Annotated in this window: 10 protein-coding genes; 3 read left to right on the forward strand and 7 right to left on the reverse strand. The window is 50.5% G+C overall.

The features are described from left to right. Nucleotides 1–189: 189 nt before the first annotated feature. The gene (locus tag E0496_RS04225; protein WP_141500420.1) at nucleotides 190–4,830 is read right to left on the reverse strand and encodes a glycoside hydrolase family 3 C-terminal domain-containing protein; all 4,641 of its coding nucleotides are present in this window, start codon (nucleotides 4,828–4,830) and stop codon (nucleotides 190–192) included. Between the two features lie 262 nt (nucleotides 4,831–5,092). On the opposite strand from E0496_RS04225, the gene E0496_RS04230 reads away from it, so the two are divergent. After that, nucleotides 5,093–5,773: an SDR family NAD(P)-dependent oxidoreductase gene (locus E0496_RS04230; protein ID WP_141500542.1), complete on the forward strand. Its 681-nt coding sequence runs from the start codon at nucleotides 5,093–5,095 to the stop codon at nucleotides 5,771–5,773. Nucleotides 5,774–5,869: 96 nt separating this feature from the next. On the opposite strand, the gene E0496_RS04235 is transcribed toward E0496_RS04230, so the two are convergent. The 4 genes from E0496_RS04235 to E0496_RS04250 all read right to left on the reverse strand — a co-directional run bounded on the left by E0496_RS04235 (nucleotide 5,870) and on the right by E0496_RS04250 (nucleotide 14,698). Next, nucleotides 5,870–9,574 (reverse strand): cell division protein ZapA, encoded by a 3,705-nt coding sequence (locus E0496_RS04235; RefSeq protein WP_141500421.1) that lies wholly within the window; start codon nucleotides 9,572–9,574, stop codon nucleotides 5,870–5,872. A 200-nt stretch (nucleotides 9,575–9,774) separates the two neighbouring features. Then, nucleotides 9,775–12,216 (reverse strand): phenylalanine--tRNA ligase subunit beta, encoded by a 2,442-nt coding sequence (pheT, locus tag E0496_RS04240; RefSeq protein ID WP_141500422.1) that lies wholly within the window; start codon nucleotides 12,214–12,216, stop codon nucleotides 9,775–9,777. A gap of 24 nt (nucleotides 12,217–12,240) precedes the next feature. Then, nucleotides 12,241–13,275, reverse strand: a complete 1,035-nt coding sequence (gene pheS, locus E0496_RS04245) for a phenylalanine--tRNA ligase subunit alpha (RefSeq protein WP_141500423.1) — start codon at nucleotides 13,273–13,275, stop codon at nucleotides 12,241–12,243. Between the two features lie 448 nt (nucleotides 13,276–13,723). Continuing rightward, a complete protein-coding gene (locus E0496_RS04250) occupies nucleotides 13,724–14,698 on the reverse strand; it encodes a DUF5071 domain-containing protein (RefSeq protein ID WP_338325818.1) in 975 nt (324 codons plus the stop codon). 264 nt (nucleotides 14,699–14,962) lie between these two features. Here E0496_RS04250 and E0496_RS04255 point away from each other — a divergent pair, with 264 nt between their 5' ends. Then, nucleotides 14,963–15,808: a hypothetical protein gene (locus E0496_RS04255; protein WP_141500425.1), complete on the forward strand. Its 846-nt coding sequence runs from the start codon at nucleotides 14,963–14,965 to the stop codon at nucleotides 15,806–15,808. A 51-nt stretch (nucleotides 15,809–15,859) separates the two neighbouring features. Here the strand turns inward: E0496_RS04255 and E0496_RS04260 are convergent, their stop codons facing one another. Beyond that, the gene (locus E0496_RS04260; RefSeq protein WP_141500426.1) at nucleotides 15,860–16,255 is read right to left on the reverse strand and encodes a VOC family protein; all 396 of its coding nucleotides are present in this window, start codon (nucleotides 16,253–16,255) and stop codon (nucleotides 15,860–15,862) included. 152 nt (nucleotides 16,256–16,407) lie between these two features. Here E0496_RS04260 and E0496_RS04265 point away from each other — a divergent pair, with 152 nt between their 5' ends. Further along, entirely contained in the window at nucleotides 16,408–17,718 is a 1,311-nt protein-coding gene (locus tag E0496_RS04265; RefSeq protein WP_241674574.1) for a class II aldolase/adducin family protein, read from the forward strand. Nucleotides 17,719–17,859: 141 nt separating this feature from the next. Here the strand turns inward: E0496_RS04265 and E0496_RS04270 are convergent, their stop codons facing one another. After that, nucleotides 17,860–19,512: a GDSL-type esterase/lipase family protein gene (locus tag E0496_RS04270; protein ID WP_141500428.1), complete on the reverse strand. Its 1,653-nt coding sequence runs from the start codon at nucleotides 19,510–19,512 to the stop codon at nucleotides 17,860–17,862. Nucleotides 19,513–19,516: the final 4 nt, after the last annotated feature.

Below are 19,516 nucleotides of genomic sequence, written 5' to 3' on the forward strand. Positions count from 1 at the left end.
ATCTTTTTACAACCTGTAGTTTTACATCTAATGAAATTGGACTCCTTTTTGACAAAGCAAAAACTCCCATCATGGTAGAAGTAGAGGTTTTGTTTTTTCTACTGTCTACTATGATGGGAGCATATCACTGTTTTCAGTCTGTGTTTTTTTTATTTTCTATCCTGTTTAACTACTCAAACCTCATGCTAATTAAGAAATAAGGTCAATAATGGCGCTGTGAGTACGAAGAGCTACAGCGGCCAGCTCCGCACGCGTAATGGTGCCGGAAGGCTGCAATTGCTGTGAAGGATTTCCTTTGAAAATACCGTATTTAACCGCAATAGCCATTGCCGCACGGTTTTCTTTAGAAATACTTGCCGCATCCGAGAAGCCTTGAAGCAGACTGCTCACTTCTGATTCGCTAAGCGCAGTTTCAATGCCCGCATACTGAAGGGCATTGGCAAGCACGGCAGCCATGCCTTCACGCGACATTGGCGTATCCGACGCCAACGTAGAATAACTAACCAGCTTATGCTCACTAGCTGCTTTCACGACTGCGTCATACCACTTCGCTCCCTCTTCACTCTTCTGAGGTGCTAAGCCAAGTACGTTAAGGGCAACCATGAGCGTTTGTGCTTTCGTTGTCGAAGCTCCTGGCTGCATCGTCGAGGAAGAGACGCCGTTGATCAGAAGCAGGCTATTGGCCTTAGCAATCTCTTCAGCATACCAAGCTTTGGTTGCCACGTCTGTAAATACACGCTCCGAGTTAACGGCTACGTAAGTACCGCTTAAGGAGACAAGCGCTTTAATGACCGTTTTGCCGCTTGCATCGATTGTAATCTGGCTTGGTACCGGCGTTAATGTGCCGTCTTCGGCAACCAACGCCAAAGCTGTTACCTTCTTGCTTGCGTCTTTCTCGATTGTCACGGTTGCTGTTGCGTAGGCACCGCTTAATTTGCTGATTTTGATGCCTACTGGCGCTCCAGCCACTGTAACGCCATCAGCTTTGATGTTTTTCACCTTAGCCGTATCGGCTGCACTCGCAGCTGCTACGGTCACGGCTGGCGTTTCTGTGCTAGGCGCTCCTGCCCCTGGTGTGCTTCCTCCTCCGGAAGAAGAAGTAGTAATCGTAAGGTTCAGCTTGTTGCTGTCAATCAAATTGCCGTCGAAGGCTGCAGCTTTAGCTTGAATCCCGATAGCTGCCGCTTGCGCTGTTCCGCTGAATTGCAGCGTCGCTTCTGAACCTGATTCCGATATAGAGACCGAAGCTAACTTCAAGCCGCTTGCCGCTGGGTCGATCACCCAGTTCTCGAGATTCGCTGCAACTGCCGCAAATGGAGCACGGTCACTCTTTACAACGACAGCAGGATTTGTTTGGCCCGCAGCAATTTGACTTGCGCTGCTGACTACCGATTCACTTTCAAATGCCAAGCTGTCAATACGAAGATCAGCAGCTTTAAACACGACATAAAGATTGTGTTTGCCCTTCAAGCTCGTATTGCTCAAATCTGCTTTCACATCGACATAACCAAGTTCCGTTACCGGAACAGATGCATTCGCAATCGTATAGGATCTAGGCTGCGTTGCTGGAACCTCGATCATAGCGATCGGTGCGCTGTTTGGCGAATCCGCGTGCAAAGTGATGATACCGCCTGCAGCATCGGAAGCAACCGAAGCCTTAACGCTTTTTGTTCCTGTCAAATCTACATTCGGCAACGCTACGTAAGAACCGTTTTGTTTGGAGCGGACGGCATAATAGCCTCCAACTACCTTTTTCGCTTTCAAGCTTTGTGCGGTGCGTTCCTTAGAAACCTCATGGTAAATGACTTCATGGGATACGAAAGCATGGTCAAATACATTAAATGGCTTATAGACCTGCAAAGCAGCAATGGTCTCGCTATTGATTTGAATCGGTTTCTCATCATGAATAGCCTTGGAGGATGAACCAACCATCAGCGTATAAGCTCCGTTTTCCACAATGAAGCTGTCTTTATTGACATCCCAGATACCGAAGTCGCCAGGGTCAACGGTCAGGGCAACCGTTTTGCTTTCCCCCGCAGCTAGAGCGATTTTCTCAAAACCGACGAGCTGCTGCTTCGGTGCAGAGTCACCGTAGCCCGATTGATTGTTTTTGATATAGAGCTGAACGACTTCCGACGTGTTGACGGAGCCTTCATTTTTCACTTTTACAGAAACAGTAAACGGTTTTTTCCCGCTTGCGCTCACTGGAGCTGTAAAATCACTGTAAGCAAAGCTGCTGTACGAGAGGCCGAAACCAAACGGATACGTAATCGGAGCATCTGTATACATATAAGTAAGCTTGGACTCGATCGGATCTGCATTCGTCATATCCAATGTGAAACGCGGGTCAATCGTCGCCATTGATGCCGTTTTATTGCCTTCCGGAATAACATATTTATTAATCTCTGGGAAAGCGGACATGTCCGCATACCATGTGGAAGTCAGACGGCCCGTTGGCGCATAGTCACCGTATAGTACCTGTGCAAGCGCCTGGGAGTCATATTGGCCACCATATGGCTGATAGACGATAGCCGCTACATTCAGGTTATTTTGAATGTCTTCCAGTCCAACCGGGAAGCTGCTTTTGACAACGACGATCGTCTTTTTGCCTTGCGCCGCGAAAGCAGTAGACACCTTGTCCACCAGCTCGTAATCAGCATCACCCATATACAAGCTGGAGCGGTCATTGCCTTCCCCTGCACTATGACGCGGAACCGCGCCAACGAAAACAACCGCATAATCATCAATCGCCGCACGTGCGATGGTATCTTGTCCGACTTCCTTTACAACCGTTTCTTTGAATTTCACATCGGCACTGCGAATGGCTGCATTCGATTGATTGCCGAGCACAGCTGCCGCAGTCTTCAGCTTGGCATCCGCACCTGTCGTAATGAAACGGCCATTCGAATAATACCAGTTCGTAAAATCGCCGGAGAAGCCGCTTCTATAGCCGTTCGCGACCAGCGATATCGTTTGGTCCGCGTTTTGCTCGATGCGAAGCCTTGGCGGGATTGCGCTCGTGTTGCCCAGCATCGCTGCCAAGTCCCAATCGTTATTGGTCAGATTGAGTGTGGTTCCATCCGTATTGCCAACCGAAGCGTTATTGCTGGTCGGCGATGTAACCCAACGGTTATTTTTGAGCGACAGCAAGCTGTAGCCCTCTTGTCCCCAATCGAACACCTCAAAAAGCTGAGAGGCATCGGCTGGATTCAGCGGGTCCTCCGTTGTTACCAGCTGAGCTCCTGCAGTAATTGTGGCAGGATCATATACATTAGCCGTAACCGTCTGATTGTTGCTCATCGCGGTAAGCGCAATGACCTTCCCAGCCGAATCGTACGATACATGATTCGCGCCGTTTGCGTTAATTATCGCCAGCAACGGGGAAATGCCCGATTGCGGAAGCGCAGGCGTCGTGCCTACCGAGTAGGTCGTTTTGAATCTCGCATCCGCGTATACGCCGGAAACCGCCGCATTTTTGTTTTTCGCAAGCGGCAGAACGCCGTCATTTTTCAGCAAAACAATGCTTTCCTGCGCCGCTTGCATCGCAATCTGCTGATGCTCCGGAACGCTGTAAGTCGCTGCCGCTGCCGTACGCACGTCTTTGGCATCCTGTGCAAACGGATAAAATTTAGGAATCCCGTTAGCATCAACTTCGTTAAAGATACCTACGCGTACCATCTGATTAACATGCGGTCTTGCTGCCGTAATCAGATCCTCCGCGGTAATGCCATACTCTCCTTTGTTCACAAGTGCCACCAAATCCGGCACATCCGCAGGAGTCGTACCGGATGGACGTCCCGCATTGGCCTCAGCCAGTGCCATCAGCACAGTGGCATGCGTGCGGTCAATCGCGTAGTTCGCATCATAACCGTTGCTCAGATTGCCTGAGCTCGATACATGGGCATCTCCATTAAAATCAGGTGAGCTGTATACGCCATATTTGGAGAAATCATTCGCATGCAGCTGCAGTGGCGATAAAATATTGGGTATCCCATTTGTACGGCCGAAGGATGTCATCACACCTGCTATGGAGCCTGATTCGAGGCCCTTCAGCGGACTGCGTGTCTGATACTCGAACATTGCTCTTGCTCCGGCGCTATTGTTTGCGCTCTCGCGGAACCACTGCGCATTATAAACGGAATAATGCTTGGTGCCGACAGCTGCGCGCATCCAAAATCCGTCATCACTGGCCGGTTGATTAATTCCGCTAAGGCCTGTGGCCATTTCGTTAATCAGTGTTCCCGCCATATAAGGATCTTCCGAGTAGCCTTCATCAAATCTTCCGCTCAGAGGATTAATCCGCATGTCGCTAACTACCGTAAAAGCAACGGTCGCCGATGCATTCGTGCCGCCATGAATATTGGATTCGCCCTGCTTCACCTTCAGCAAGCTGATTTTTTCATTCCCCATCACCTTACCGATATTAGCAAGGAGCTCCTTGTTCCAGGTCTGTCCCATACCAACCAGTGCCGGAAAGTCTGTAGAGACGCCCTGCACATTATCGGCAGCTGCTAGCGCACCCGGAATAACTTTCCCTGCATGTGCCCCCTGAGTAAGCGTATAATGGTTACGCGATCCTGTAACATAAACTGCCGGTCCCTCAAGTCCGGTATATGCAAAATACGTGTCCACATAAGCGTCCAAATGCTCCGGATTGCCATCGAATAATGGCATGCCGTCAAAGACTCCTCCACTTTGTGTTTTAAATACAATACTCTCTGCCGCATGTGCCCGCGGAACCGCATTGGCTGTTATGCTCGTGGCAAGAACTCCCGCAAGCACCAAAGACAGCATTTTTTTCCCCCATCTATGCTGGGTAATATGGTTCATTTTGTCGCTCCCTCTCTGCTCTCAATTTGTAATCGCTTTCACAAATGACCCAAGCTCATTATACAATTGCGAAGGGTATACTTTGTTTTTACCTTTTGGTGCAGTAATTTTAGATTCCTTGCTGCGCTTTCCAAATTTCAGTCACCTAAATATAATAAAGATTTGCTTAACCGCTAAAAAAAATTGATGATGCGCCCCCTTCCCCTGCCGCTTCCCCTCTGTTAAGATATTCACCATACAAACAGCGAATGGAGGAATCATGATGGGATCACTTCATGATCGAGTCGCTATTATTAGCGGAGCCGGTACAGGGTTAGGACGTGCGGCAGCTATTGCTTTTGCAGCGGATGGAGCGGAAGTCGCCTTACTCGGCAGACGCCTCTCGAAGCTTGAGGAAACCGCTTTGGCCGTAAAAGAAAGAACAGGAAAGTCCGCGCTGGCCCTGCAAACGGACGTATCGGATGAGCAGCAGGTGCAAGATGCCATTGCTTCCGTTTTGAACCATTTTGGACGCATTGATATTATATTGAATAATGCCGCCGTGCTCGAATCCGGAACGGTTCTGGAATTAACCTCCGATGATTGGCAAGCTCAAATCGCAACGAATTTAACGGGACCTTTCCTTCTGACAAAGGCTGTTCTGCCTACAATGCGCAAAGCCAGATATGGTCGAATTATTAACATTACCTCGGGGTTATCGTGGAATGGAGCTGGGGGGTATGCGGCTTACAGCGCTGCCAAGGCAGGACTTGAATCGCTGACGCGAACGCTAGCCGATGAGGAATACGAGTATGGCATCCTCGCAAACCTGTATAACCCCGGCACGATTCGCACAGAGATGCATGCGACAGGCAAAGATCCCGCAATTGTTACGCCGGATCTGATCCGCCTCGCCAGCTTGTCCGCCGCTGGCCCCACAGGTACTATCGTGTCTTACGGCTAAACTGGCGAATACTCGCCCCCAAGGGGGTTAAAACAAAAAACCGCAGTAACAAGCGCTGGCATAGGCCATTGCTCGTTACTGCGGTTTTTTGATGAATCAACTGTGCTCAATCAGCTCAATCCATTCGTTATATTCGGTTTGCAGTTTGGAATATTCGTTTTTGAGCCTATGATGCTGTTCTAGCAAGTCGGCATGGTCCCCCGCCAGCTTCTCTGCCGAGCGTGCCGCTTCGTCGCGTTCATAGGAGAGCGACTCCACTGCGCTTGCCGCTTCATCACGCTCATAAGCGAGCTTCTCTGCCCTGCGCGCAGCTTCGTCACGCTCTTCTGCTAGCTTCGAGGTATGCTCATTAAGCTCAACCTTCAGTTCGGATGCCGCAGCCGCCTCTTGCATGGCGCGCTCGAGCCGGTTTCTCAGCTCTCGGTCTTCAGCCTCTCGCTTCTGTCTCTCCCGTTCCAAACGTATCGCTTCCGCTGCCGTTTGCTCAGCTATTCGCTCCTGTTCTTTCAGACGCTCGGTCAATTCTCGTTCACGTGCGGATGCCGCTTCCAATTGCTGCGCAGCAATTCGCTCGCGGGCAGCCGTCCACTCAAGCTGCTCGGTCAGCTCATTTTCTTTAGCCGCCAGCTTGTCGAGTTCCGCTTTGTAATTTTGTTCGCCTTCCGCAGCAGAAGCCGCAATTCTTTCGATTTGATCCAGCTGCGCCTGCAGCTTCTGGATCGCTGTCTCATAATCATGCTGCTGTTGAAGCAGCAGCTCCTCGTGATTGACCGTCAATTGTTTCAACTGCTCATCGTGCTCCGCAGCCAATTGCGCCAGCCGCTCCTCACGTTCTTCTGCCAGTTCCCTGCGCACATCCTCCTGCTTTGCGGCAAGTTCGATATAACGCTCCTCATACTGGTCAACTAGCTGTTCAGAACGCGCCGCTTGCTGAGCAGCGAATGCCTTGGATTTTGCTTCGTATTCTTCAGTCAACTGCTTGAGCTGGTCTTCATGCTGCACCGCTTGCTCCAGCAGTTGCTCTTCGTATTCGTCAGTGAGCTGTTTAACTTTGTTATCAATTTCGATCGCCCTTTGAGCGGCTTGTCCCTCGTACTCTGAAGCCTTGCGAGCGACTTGCTCCTCATGCTTGCTTACCAGCTGATTCGATTGCTCTTCGTGCTGCAACTCCTGCTCCAGCAGCTGCTCTTCATATTGATCTACAAGCTGTTTCAACTTGCTCTCATGCGCTGCAGCCAGTTCCGAGGCTTGCGCTCTCTGCTCCACATCTTTTTTGGCAATCTGAGCTTCGTAATCCGCTGCCCGCCGCGCCGCTTCTTCTTCGTGCTCCGCATCCTTTTTGGCAATCTGAGCTTCGTAATCCACTGCCCAACGCTTGGCTTGTTCATCGTATTCCAAAGCCTTGCCCGCTGTCTGCGCCTCATGCTCACCTACCAGCGCCTTCATTTGATCCTCGTGCTGCACTTCTTGCTCCAGCAGCTGCTCTTCGTATTGGTCTGTGAGTTGTCTCAATCTGCTTTCGTGCTCTGCAGCCAATCGAGCGGCTTGTTCTTCATATTCCGCAGTTTTTCCGGCCATTTGCGCTTGGTGATTCGCAGCCCATTGTGCGGCTTGCTGTTCATGCTCAGAAGCCTTGCTTGCCGCCTTCGCCTCCTGCTCGCGCACCAGCTGCTTTATTTGATCCTCGTGCTGCATTTCTTGCTCAAGCAGCTGCTCTTCATGCTGGTTAGCCAGTTGCAATAGATGAGCTTCATGCGCCTCCGTAAGTTCCTTGATTCGCAAATCCCGATCAGCAATCAGCTGTTCAAACCGGCCATTGCTTTCTGCACTCATTTGCTTAAACAGCTCGTCATTTTCCGCTTCAACGATCTTCAGCTGCTCTTCCTGCTCCTGGCGAAGCGACCTTACTAGCTCACGCTGCTCCTCTTGAAGGGAAAGAAGCTGCTGCACATGCACTTCTTCAAGCAAATCGCGCTGCTGCTCAAACTCTGCGCGCAATTGCTCACGCTGTTCTTCTTTTTCCTTCAGGTGCCGCTGCTCGTGCACCTCCTGCTCCAGCCGCAGCTGCAGCAGCTGTTCTTCTTGCTCGATGCGCAGTTCGTCCAGCTGTTGGAGCCTTTCCACTTGCTGCTGCTCACGCTCTGCTGCTTCTTTCAGGCGCTGCTGCAGATCGGTTGCCCGCTTGTCCGCTGCTGAGACATGGCTCCTCTCGTGAGCCAGCTTCTGCTCCAGTTCTTGCACCTGCGCCGCAGCCAGCTCCTTCGCTGCTTGCAGCTCTTCCAATTGGCTGCGCGTGTCTTTCAGCTCACTTTGAATCTGCTCGTATTCGCTCTCCCGCTCGCGAACCTCCTGCTCCAGCTGTGCATAGGAGGTTCGGAAGCTCTCTTCCTGCTCCATCGCCTGTACAAGCTGCTCCTCTGCCTCGGCAATGCGCAGCTCCAGCACTTCCTTATCCGCGCCCCAGCTCTGCTGCAGTTCGGCAGCACGCTTCTCCAGCTCTTCCTTCTCAGTGCTCCAGCTTTGCTCCAGCTCTACTGCACGCTGCTCCAGCCCTTCCTTCTCGGTGCTCCAGCCTTGCTGCAGCTCCGCCGCCTGCGCTTGCAGCCTAGCGCGCTCCTCCAACCAGCCATTACGCCTCCGCTCCAGATCAGCCTTGAATGCCTGCTCCGCCTGAGCCGTTTCTGCCTTCCACGCTTGCTCGCGCTCCTCGCCTAGCTTAGCAAGCTCGATTTGGGATGCCTCGGTATGCGCAAGCCAGCTTTGCTCCCGATCGTCCCATCTGCTCTGCCAGCTTTCTTCGAGCTCAACCAGCAGCGTCTCCTTCTCAGCTTTCACCGCCTCCAGCGCCGCTTCAAGCTCAGCGGTTACTATACTCAGCTGCTCTTCCTTCTCTCGCCTCAGCGCTGCAAGCTCCTCAGCCTTTGCGTGCTCCAGCTCGGAGAGCTTGCTCTCCTTCTCAAGCTCCAGCTCGATCTCCTGGTTCTCCCAGATATCACGCAGCGCAGCTACCTCAGCTTCCTTCTCGCTGCGCAGCTTTGATAGCTCTGCTTCCTTCCCGTCTCTCAGCTCCGTGATGGCAGCATCTGTTTCATTCTTAAGCGCCGCCAGCGCCGCTTCCTTCTGATCCTGAATTTCCAACAGCTCCAACGCTTTTCTGCTGCTGAATTCCGCAAGCTCCTCTTCTTTGCTGCGCTTCAGTTCCGCCAGTTCTTCCTCTTTGGCACCCGTAAGCTCTGCAAGCGCCGCCTCCTTCTCCGCCTGCACCTCGGCCAGCTGGGCATCCTTTTTCGTCCTTAGCGCTGCGATCCGCTCAACGTTCTCCTGCGTAAGACGAAGAATCGTCTCTTCCTGCACCTTGATAGCTTCGGCAGCCGCTGCCTGCTTGGCCGATGTTTGCTCTGCCGCTAACGCCAGCATATCAGCCAGTTCGGCTTCTGCAGCTTCCTTCGCCTTCTGCAGCTGCTCCGCCGCCATCCGCTTCGTCTCCGCCAGCTCTGCCTGCAGGGAAACCGCCTGCTCACTGATCTGCTCCAGCTCCGTCAGCAAAATCGTAAGCCGGGCTTCCTCTTCAAGAAGCCTTGTATTATCTCGTCTTAAACGGAAAACTTCCTCAGTGATTTGCACCGCTGAGAGCACAGCCAACTTAGGCATATCCAGCCTTGGATAGCCCTTGGCGAGTTTCTTCATGCTTTCGTCGATGGCTGCTGCAACCCTTTTCATATATTCGACGTTAGAATGACCTTTTAGCTTATATTGAACTCCATATATATCAACCGTAACTACCGTTTGTTCAGCATCCATTAAGGCGAATCCTCCTATTGTCCAAGTAGAGCAAGCGTAAACGGCTGATTTGGCTCTCTTAAAGAGCCGTTTTCCGTTTCCCGTTGAAATATAGGCATAATCATCATCCAAAAACCGAATCATGCCTTATATTTAAAAGGAAAAAGCCGCATCGATAGCTCACTAGGAACTATTTCGATGCGGCTTTAAAGGTTTCCTGCCTACTTGCGCAATTCCGCTGCAAAAGATTGTTCTAATTGTAAAACAACCTTGCCGTGCAGCTCCGTTACTTCCTCATCCGTCAGCGTGCGTTCTCCATGGCGGTAAATAAGCGACAACGCGACGCTCTTTTTGCCTGCTCCGAGCTTTTCCCCCGTGTATACGTCGAAGACGCGAACAGACTCCAATAACTCGCTTCCGATCTCCCAGGCTACGCCTGTCAGCTTCGCAGCTGCTACCTCGTGGTCAACGACGAGCGCAATATCACGCTGCATAGCCGGATAGCGCGGAAGAACCTTATACTCGATTCCTGAATCAGCAAGCTCATAAATCAAATCGAGCCCAATTTCAAGCACATACGTATCTGCAAGATCTGCCTGCAATTGAAGTGCAGGGTGCAGTTGGCCTACGTAACCAATCACTTCATTGCCTTTAGGCGTGTGAAGAAGAACGGCGGCCGTACGTCCTGGGTGGAAATGCTCCGGCTGTGCAGCTTCGTACGATACGCTTGCCGTAAGTCCCAGCACCGCAAATATTGTCTCTAAAATACCCTTCGCATCATAGAAGTCCACTTGCGATGCTTTGGCATTCCATTGCGCTTCCGTGCGGTTGCCTGTCAGCAGCGCTGCAAAGCGATGCTTCTCCTGAGGCAAACGCGTCAATTGCTCTTCATCGGTGTGAAAGACGCTGCCGATTTCAAACAGCGCTGCCGATTCGTTCTTGCGGTTGCGGTTATAAGCAGCAGTCTCCAGCAATTGTACGACAAGCGTCGTGCGAAGCACGCTGCGGTCCTCGCTCATCGGCATAGCAAGCTTCACAGGGTTCGTGTGCTCTGCCAGAGCAGGGAACAGCTTCGTACGCTCAGGTCCGGTGAAGGAGTAGCTCACCACCTCATGAAGGCCAGCATCCGACAGCCGTTTACGCAGTTCGCGGCGAATCGATTGTGGTTTTGTCAAAGAGCCAGGCACGACATCCCCGTGGATAAGCGTCGTCGGAATTTCATCATAGCCGTGAAGGCGGGCGACTTCCTCGATCAGATCAACGGCACGCGTAATGTCGCCGCGGCGCGTCGGCGCGTTTACCGTGAATACATTGCTGTCAGAGAGCTCGTACTCAAAGTGCAGACGTCCAAAAATCGTTTGAACCTCTAGCCGGGATAGTTCCGTACCGAGGTAGCCGTTGATTTTTTCCAAGGATACTGGCACTTGAACTGGCTTCACAGCCGCTGTTGATGCCTCTACAATTCCTTCGGTCACCAAGCCTTCGGAAAGCTGCGCGATGAGGGATGCCGCTCGGTCTAAAGCCGGAATGACGCGAGCCGGATCAACTTCTTTCTCAAAGCGAATGCTTGATTCTGAACGAAGTCCAAGCTGACGCGACGTTTTGCGCACCGTGCCGCCATCGAACTTGGCCGATTCCAGCAGGATATTAACCGTCTCGCCTGTAACCTCGGTGCTCGCTCCGCCCATAACGCCCGCAAGCGCAATCGGCTTCTCGCCATCCGTAATGACAAGCATATGCGGCTCAAGCTTGCGCTCTTGGTCATCAAGCGTGACCAGCGTTTCGCCCGCTTTGGCAAGGCGGACATCGATGCGGCCGCCTGGCAAGCGGTCAGCGTCAAACGCATGAAGCGGCTGGCCGTACTCCAGCATAACGAAGTTCGTAACGTCAACCACGTTGCTGATCGGGCGAATGCCGGCAGCGATTAGCCGGTTTTGCAGCCAAAGCGGCGACTCGCCTACTTTCACACCTTTAATATAACGGGCCGAATAGTGCGAGCAATGCTCTTCAGCGCTTATTTTGACCGATACTAAGCTTTCTGTGCTAACAGAAGTATGGTTGATAACCGTTTCTGGCAAACGAACCTCGCGGCCGGTCAATGCGCCAATCTCGTAGGCTACACCAATCATGCTGAGGCAATCCGAACGGTTAGGCGTCAGGTCCAGCTCAAGCACCTGATCGTCAATGCCCAGCACTTCGCCAATCGGCGTTCCGATCTTCGTAGCTGCGGGAAGAACTAAGATACCTTCCTGCTGCTCCTTCGGCAGCAGCTTCTCATTGAGGCCAAGCTCCTTCGCCGAGCAAATCATCCCTTGGGATTCCACGCCGCGCAGCTTCGCGCGCTTAATCTTGAAATCGCCGGGCAGTACAGCGCCAATTACGGCAACGGGAACAAGCTGGCCTGCATCAACGTTTTTGGCGCCGCATACGATCTGCAGCTCCTCGCCTGTGCCAACGTCCACCTTACAAACGTTAAGCTTATCCGCATCCGGATGCTTTTCCTTCGACTTCACATAACCGACGACAACGCCGTTTACGCCTTTATTGCGAGACTCGACAACGTCGATTTCGATGCCGCCGCGCGTCATTTTCTCCGCAAGCTCTTCCCCCGTGAATCCGGACAGGTCGATATATTCATTTAACCATTTATAGGATACTCTCATCGCTCTTCTTCCCTTCTCTCATTGCTACATTCTTGCGAATTGGCCAAGGAACCTTAGATCGTTCGTATAGAAATGACGAATATCGTCAATGCCGTATTTCAATAAGGCGATGCGCTCAACGCCCATGCCGAAGGCAAAGCCGCTAACCTCTTCCGGGTCATATCCGCCCATTTCCAGTACGCGCGGGTGAACCATGCCGCAGCCGAGAATTTCAAGCCAGCCGGTATGCTTGCACATCCGGCAGCCTTTGCCGCCGCACTGTACGCACGTCACGTCAACCTCTGCGCTTGGCTCTGTGAACGGGAAGAAACTTGGGCGAAGACGTATTTGCGCCTGAGCACCGAACATTTGCTGCACGAATTGCAGCAGCGTGCCTTTCAAATCGCTCATGCGGATATTTTTTCCAATTACAAGTCCCTCGATCTGATTGAACTGAAACGAATGCGTCGCATCGTCATCATCGCGGCGATATACTTTGCCGGGGCAAATGACTTTAACCGGCGTTTGTCCGTTCATCGCTTTCATCGTACGAACCTGTACCGGTGAAGTGTGCGTACGCATCAGAATATCATCCGTCACATAAAAGGAATCCTGCATGTCGCGTGCTGGATGGTTTTTCGGCAGATTCAATGCTTCGAAATTGTAATAATCGGTTTCCACCTCTGGACCCTCAGCGATGGTGTAGCCAAGGCCGATGAACACATCTTCAATTTCTTGGGCTACTTTATTAAGCGGGTGAACCGAGCCCGTAGGCAATGCCTTGCCTGGCAGTGTAACGTCCAGCGTTTCCGCAAGAAGGCGGTTATTCGTCTCGGCCTGCTGGAATGCGTCCTGCTTCTCGTTGATCACGGATTCAATAGCCGCACGCACATCGTTCCCTACTTGCCCGATGATCGGACGCTCCTCGGCGCTAAGGCCGCCCATGCCGCGCAAAATTTCAGTTAAAGCGCCTTTTTTGCCCAAATATTTGACGCGCAAATCATTAAGCTGCTGGGGAGTATCCACATGCTGAAGCTCTTGCAGCGCTTCGGTGCGCAAGCCTTCCAATCTTTCCTTCATTCTTCTTCGCCTCCGTATCATCTTTCCTGCATCTTGACACAAAAAAAAGCCCTCTCTCCCTGAAGGGACGAAAGAACCGTGGTACCACCCTAATTCGGATTACTTTCCAGCTCGCGCGCGCTAAAACTTCATACGAAGCCTACGCCTGCCAAATGGCAGCGGATTGCAATCCCTTAGCCCCAATAACGGCGGGAACCGGGCCTTCCCTACTCGCGCCGTGCGGCATGCCGCCATGGCGTTTCAGGTGCCTGCTCTGGAGTGAATCTTCAGCAGCCTTATCTCATAAAGACGCTCTCAATCTGCGGCGTCCTCTCCCTGTACGAAAGCACTGCTTACTCTTCTCCATCATCGCTTTACTTCGGATATGGAACAATAATCTATATTATATGCAATCAGCGGAGGCGATGCAACTGCTGTGGCACAATTCAAGGCTAAAAACTAGCATTCATTAAACAGACAGCTTATCCAGCCAGTCCGAATCCGGTTTCATCAGGCGAATTCCATTTGTTAGCCAGCGCTTTTCCTCATCCTTTAACAGGGGTAGATACTGCTGGAAATCCGCCAAATCCTTTTCTCTCGGAGCCAAGCTTTTAAACAGCAGCTGCCATACTGGATTTACGAAGGGTCTCTCTGCTGTGTCTCTGAGGGCGAACTGCTCCATTGGCATCGTGATATTGTTGTTTTTGCGAAAAAGAATCTCATCTCCCAGACGTTCTGTAAACAGAATCTCTAAAAAATCATCTCCCCTAAAAAGATGCAAGCAGTATCTCGGCAGCGAAAGGTCGCTAAGCTGTTCATAGTCAACAAGACGGTGCTCGCCGGGAACCGCGACTTTAATTTCCCAATCTTTCAAATAATCCAGCACAGCTTGTGCATCCTCACGATATACACAAATATCGATATCCTCATGCTCTCTCGTCATGCAGCCAAGTCCGAGATCCACGGCCCAGCCACCAGCTATCAACCAAGGCTTGTTAAAATCACCCATGATATCCATCACAAATTGCAGTTGGGGATGATTAAAGTCATTTTTCATTAGGTCCAGTATCTTTAAAGCCGTTTCATTTACTTCTTCTAACAATTCTCCTTCCGTAGGCGAATAAGCAATTCTAATGAGATCTGCTCTAAATTGCTCGATGTAGGGATTGGGGAGCTCCTCCACAAAAAACCGAAGACACCATTCTTTCCATATATCATCCTTTGTTTTTAACACATTTTTGATGTGCGGTATGGATTCCGCTGGATGTTTTAGCAGTACGTTTGCCACTTCCATCGCAATGGGCCAATTGATGTCTTGCAGCCATTCTACAAGAGTAGGAATTATCGGAATCAAAATCGATTTATCCAGATAATGCAATTGAGCTACTCTCTCAAAATCATGTTTATCCCTTGGGAGATAAAGGTTTATATCCTCCATTTTCATTCCTCGCTTTCAGTTCATTTAATAGGAGAAATTCCATCTATTCAAAACCAACAAGCCCCCTTAGAAGCGAGTCACGAGTAACTGATCAGGGATCGTCTCACATTCTTTTTTACGTATTGTTTCAACGATTTTGCTCTTACTGCTTTCGAGAATGCTAATGATTCTCCTTTTTCACCTATAGATTTATATCTTTCTATTATTCACCAAACCTATAGTATTGTAAGATAATACGATATACAAATATTAACGAAAGTGGGAACTGCATTGAAAGATCCGATAATCATCCCTGAACTTTTAAAAAAAATCATCCACTGGGAGAAAAAATTCGTCCCTGAAGTTCCCTATTTAGAAACGCCAACGGGGTATTTCCTTGGATTCAATGAAGAAGTCAATGGGGGATACCCATGCTCCCCTGCGGATGCTATCGTTTTTGCAAACACGGGGATGGACGGGATCCATTATGCCTTTTTAACAGATTTCGGCACCGTAACAAACTTGGAGGAAGCACCCATCGTATGTGTCTCTCCCATGGATTTTGGTAATTGTGTACGGCTTGTCGCAAGCAACCTAAAGGACTTTTTCCGTTTAAAGTTTTACGGGCATGAAGGGCTGCTCATGAATGATTTCACAACAAAAGAAGAGTATGTGAAGTACTGCCTTAAAGAAGAGAATGAGCCGGAAGGTTCCGAATATTTTGATCACAATAAGTGGGAGAAGCAAAGAGCTGTCGTCAGAGAAGCAGCCATACAAACCTTTCATTTCGAGCCTATTGCTGACCCGTTCGACTATATCCAACAATTGCGTGCCATCAGGCAAAAACAGATCATCCTCCCCACGGCAGATCGATTAGGAGTAATGGCTGTAACAACCTCTGCACTCAAGCAGATGTACCTCCCTCATCCGTGGCATGGTCAAGAAATTCCATACGAAGAAACAGATGAGATACGCGATTTTGTAGACGGAGTAGAGGTTGAAACCTTGCTGTCGTTTGTCAGAGATTATCAGGATCAAGGTGTGGTTGACACTTTTTCACTCGCTATTCTATGCAGGACATTGGAAGCTCATGGTTTTCATAGGGAAGCGACGAGATTATCCTATTGCATCGAATAGGCCAATCAAGCAGAAAGAGGCAGCCGATAACGGCTGCCTCTTTCTGCTTCCTCAATGGGGAAGTGTCAATTGCCACGAAACGCCAAACTGATCAACTACCCATCCGAACTTTTTGCTGAAGGAATAGTCATTAAGCGGCATAAGAATACTGCCTCCCGCATTTAATGCTTCATACAAGCGATTAATTTCTTCCTCCGTATCACAGGTGATATATAGCGAAAAAGAAGGGGTGAATGTAAACGCATGCTGGACATGGCTATCTATGCACATGATATTTTGGCTTTTTAAAGAGAATGTCGCAAGCATTACGCTCCCCTCCTTGCCTGCCTCATTCGCTCCATAACGTTTTATGCTGATCACTTTGGAATCTTCCATTAAGCTGATGTAATAATTCATTGCTTCCTCTGCACGGCCTTCAAACATTAAAAACGGGGTTACCGTTGACATCGCGTTTTTGCTCCTTTTCTGAGACAAGATGTATTTCTTCTTTCATTTATAACATATATTCGACGATCTATACCTGCTCTTCCTGCCTATTACAGCCTAATAACAGCCCCCTGTAACATAGATCACATCCAAAAGATACAAATTAAGGTACGATGGGCTTAATACACAAAGGGGATGATTTTATGCAATTCGACCTGCTGCACCCATCGGACCAAATCTTGATGATGATGGACCGCATATATGAATATGGCATGACCACGACCTCAGGAGGCAACCTGTCGGTGCTTGACGAGAACGGCGATCTTTGGATAACGCCTGCGGGAATTGACAAGGGCGAGCTTACGAGATCGGATATCGTATGTGTAAAAAAAGACGGAACGGTCATTGGCAAACATAAACCGTCGAGCGAATATCCGTTCCACAAGCTTATTTACGCGCGCAGAGCGGATTTGCGAGCCGTTGTTCACGCCCATCCTCCAGCACTCGTCGCCTTCAGCATGGTGCGGAAGGTACCTAATGTACATCTACTGCCTAATGATTATCTGGTATGCGGCGAGGTGGGCATGGCAAAATACGGACTGCCGGGCAGCATGGAGCTGGGCGAGAATATTGCCCAAGTGTTTGAGCAAGGCTTCAACACTGTCATGCTTGAAAATCATGGCGTTGTCGTGGGAGGAGAAAACTTGTTCGAGGCGTTCCAGCGCTTCGAAACGCTCGATTTCTGCGCACGCCTTGAAATTCAAGCAACTCGTATCGGTCACCCGATCTCACTAGCAGTGGAGCCAGCCATCGATAAGCGACATGAAATTAAATATGAGTTCCTGCCCGTATCCTACAGTAGTGAAGAGAAAGAAGCACGGCGGGAAATGTGCAAGCTCATTCAACGCTCCTACGACCAGCGTCTGTTCACGAGCACGCAAGGTACCTTCTCGCAACGGATCGGCGAAAACTCCTTTATCATAACTCCTTACAATAGAGATCGTAAATATTTGCAGCCGAGTGACTTAGTCCGAATCGATAACGGCCGCAGGGAAGCCGGTAAAACGCCGAGCCGCTCGGTCAGGTTCCATCAACATATTTACGAAACACAGCCCCATGTCAATTCAGTCATCATTGCTCATCCTCCAAACGTAATGGCTTTTTCGGTGACGGGAGAGGCACTGGATTCGCGAACCATTCCCGAGAGCTATATCCTGCTGCGCAGCATACCTAAGCTTCCCTATGGCGACCTATACAGAGCTCCGGCAGAGACAGCCGCGATGTTTAAGCCGCAAACGCCCATCGTTATTATCGAAAATGACAGCGTCATTGTAACGGGGCAAAGCTTGCTCAATACGTTTGACCGGTTGGAAGTTGCAGAATACAGCGCCAAAGCAATTATTGACGCGAAGAGCATCGGACAAATCGTCCATATGGAGGATGCCCGGATTCAGGAGCTTGAAACGGCATTCCACTTAAATTAAACAGATGGCCGCCTTCCTTCATACAACCTTGCTTAAGAAAAAGCGACCTTTCCCCGCTGCAATACCGGGGAAAGGTCGCTTTTTAGTTCCTTTTCAGAGACATAGCCACCTTTAGAAATAGACAGCAAAAAAAGCTTTGAATCAAGCATGCTGCCGAATGAAAGCAAGAATCGGCTCAGGATCTTCTAAGCTATGGGGATGGTGACCCACTCCGGGCTTCACGATGAGGGATACGGTTCCCCCCAGCTTCCGATAGAGCTCCGCAAAGGGTGCCGCATTTTCCCCGATCGGTACCGGAATATCCGCATCACCCGCTACTATCACTACCGGGATATTCGTATCCGCTAGCTCATCTACCCGATCGATCGGCGAGACTCTCGCCAAAGCCGAAGTCTCTTCCGTCAACCCATATACGGCCAGGCATTCTGCCCATTCCGCCTCAGCTCCTGTCCCCGCGCCTTTTCCGCCCGGCCAGCTGCGAATATCCAGAACGGGAGCGTCCAAGTAAAGAAGCTTGACCTGCATCGGATACTTGGCAGCATAGTTGCAGGCATAAAGCCCGCCGCGGCTGAAACCAAACAGGACGGTTTTTGGGGCTAATCCGTACGCAGCCGTAATGAAGTTTTGAAAGCCGTTCATTTGTTCTACGGCTCCAGGACAGCCATACTGATTGCTTAACCCATAATAGGCAATCGCCCAGCCCTGCTCCAGCAGCGCCATATCCGGATAGGAGAACGCATCAAAAAATTCAGCACGCCACAGCCATGGCTTTCCGTCTGCACTCTTCTTAGGAAAGATAAGGAGTCCTTCTCTGCCCTCAAGCATAAAATCAATCCGTTCATAGCCTCGCCATATCGAATGCTTATTGACTGGATCTCCCTTTGCTCCTATGGCTATTTTCCGAATCTCGCTCGCAAGTTCTTCGCCTTTCGCTAAAGCAAGTGCGAGTGGAGAGGCGTCAGCCTTCGACGGATTCGTATGGCCGACATGCTCCTTCCAGGCCGAGCTCAGTAAGCGATGGCGGAGCATAACCGTTTGGAAGAGGGGAGAACTCTCCAGATGATCCACGTAGTCTGGTCTTTGCTCCAAAGAAATATTGAATAACACGCGAATCAGCGCTCGCGCAATCTGCCAATGTCCCCGAAAATCCGGATGTATGCCGTCGCCGCTCTTATAGTTTGCATCCGCTGAACGCTCACGGCTCCATTCATGAAGGATCGCATCATGAATAGGTACGACTGCATCTACAGGTTGCTCTAATGACAAGATCCAATCCGCGTAACGCTTCAAAACCGATTCGTAATCTTCAAAAGGCGCGGCATAGCTATATGTCACTTGGCCAAGCGGCTGCAAGCTGCCTCCCGAGAAGGACTGCGGATCAAACGGCGGCGGCGTCATCATGATGACTTTTGCTCCCGCATCCTTGATCTTGCCTGCTGCGCTGAGCATGCCTTGCTTATACGCTTCAAACCGCTCTTCGGCGAATGGATAGTAGATGCCGTCATTCATGCCATAACAAAGAACGACCCAGTCCGGATTCGTATCCCTTAAAGCCTTGGCCAGTCTCTCATGCACGCAAGGGCGCGGAAATGGATGTTCTGGCTCGCTTAACCCGGAAGCCGTCTCGCTGCTCACTCCGAGATTAATGAGCGTTATCCGGTGCTTCGGAAGATGTTCAAGGAAAAAGGCGTCCATGAAAGCGATAAACCGGCCTTCGTCCGTAATGCTGTCTCCTAAAAAAACGATTTTGATCTCCTCTGGAATTGCGGAATCCTTTCCGTATAAAGGGTTCATATGA

Source organism: Paenibacillus luteus (genome assembly GCF_006542765.1).
GTDB classification, from domain to species: domain Bacteria; phylum Bacillota; class Bacilli; order Paenibacillales; family Paenibacillaceae; genus Pristimantibacillus; species Pristimantibacillus luteus.

Coding starts and splice junctions, on each gene's coding strand:
- pheS (WP_141500423.1), bottom strand. CDS start 13,275: ATGAAGGAAAGATTGGAAGGCTTGCGCACCGAAGCGCTGCAAGAGCTT.
- E0496_RS04265 (WP_241674574.1), top strand. CDS start 16,408: ATGGGCTTAATACACAAAGGGGATGATTTTATGCAATTCGACCTGCTG.
- E0496_RS04225 (WP_141500420.1), bottom strand. CDS start 4,830: ATGAACCATATTACCCAGCATAGATGGGGGAAAAAAATGCTGTCTTTG.
- E0496_RS04235 (WP_141500421.1), bottom strand. CDS start 9,574: ATGGATGCTGAACAAACGGTAGTTACGGTTGATATATATGGAGTTCAA.
- E0496_RS04270 (WP_141500428.1), bottom strand. CDS start 19,512: ATGAACCCTTTATACGGAAAGGATTCCGCAATTCCAGAGGAGATCAAA.
- E0496_RS04250 (WP_338325818.1), bottom strand. CDS start 14,698: ATGAAAATGGAGGATATAAACCTTTATCTCCCAAGGGATAAACATGAT.
- pheT (WP_141500422.1), bottom strand. CDS start 12,216: ATGAGAGTATCCTATAAATGGTTAAATGAATATATCGACCTGTCCGGA.
- E0496_RS04260 (WP_141500426.1), bottom strand. CDS start 16,255: ATGTCAACGGTAACCCCGTTTTTAATGTTTGAAGGCCGTGCAGAGGAA.
- E0496_RS04230 (WP_141500542.1), top strand. CDS start 5,093: ATGGGATCACTTCATGATCGAGTCGCTATTATTAGCGGAGCCGGTACA.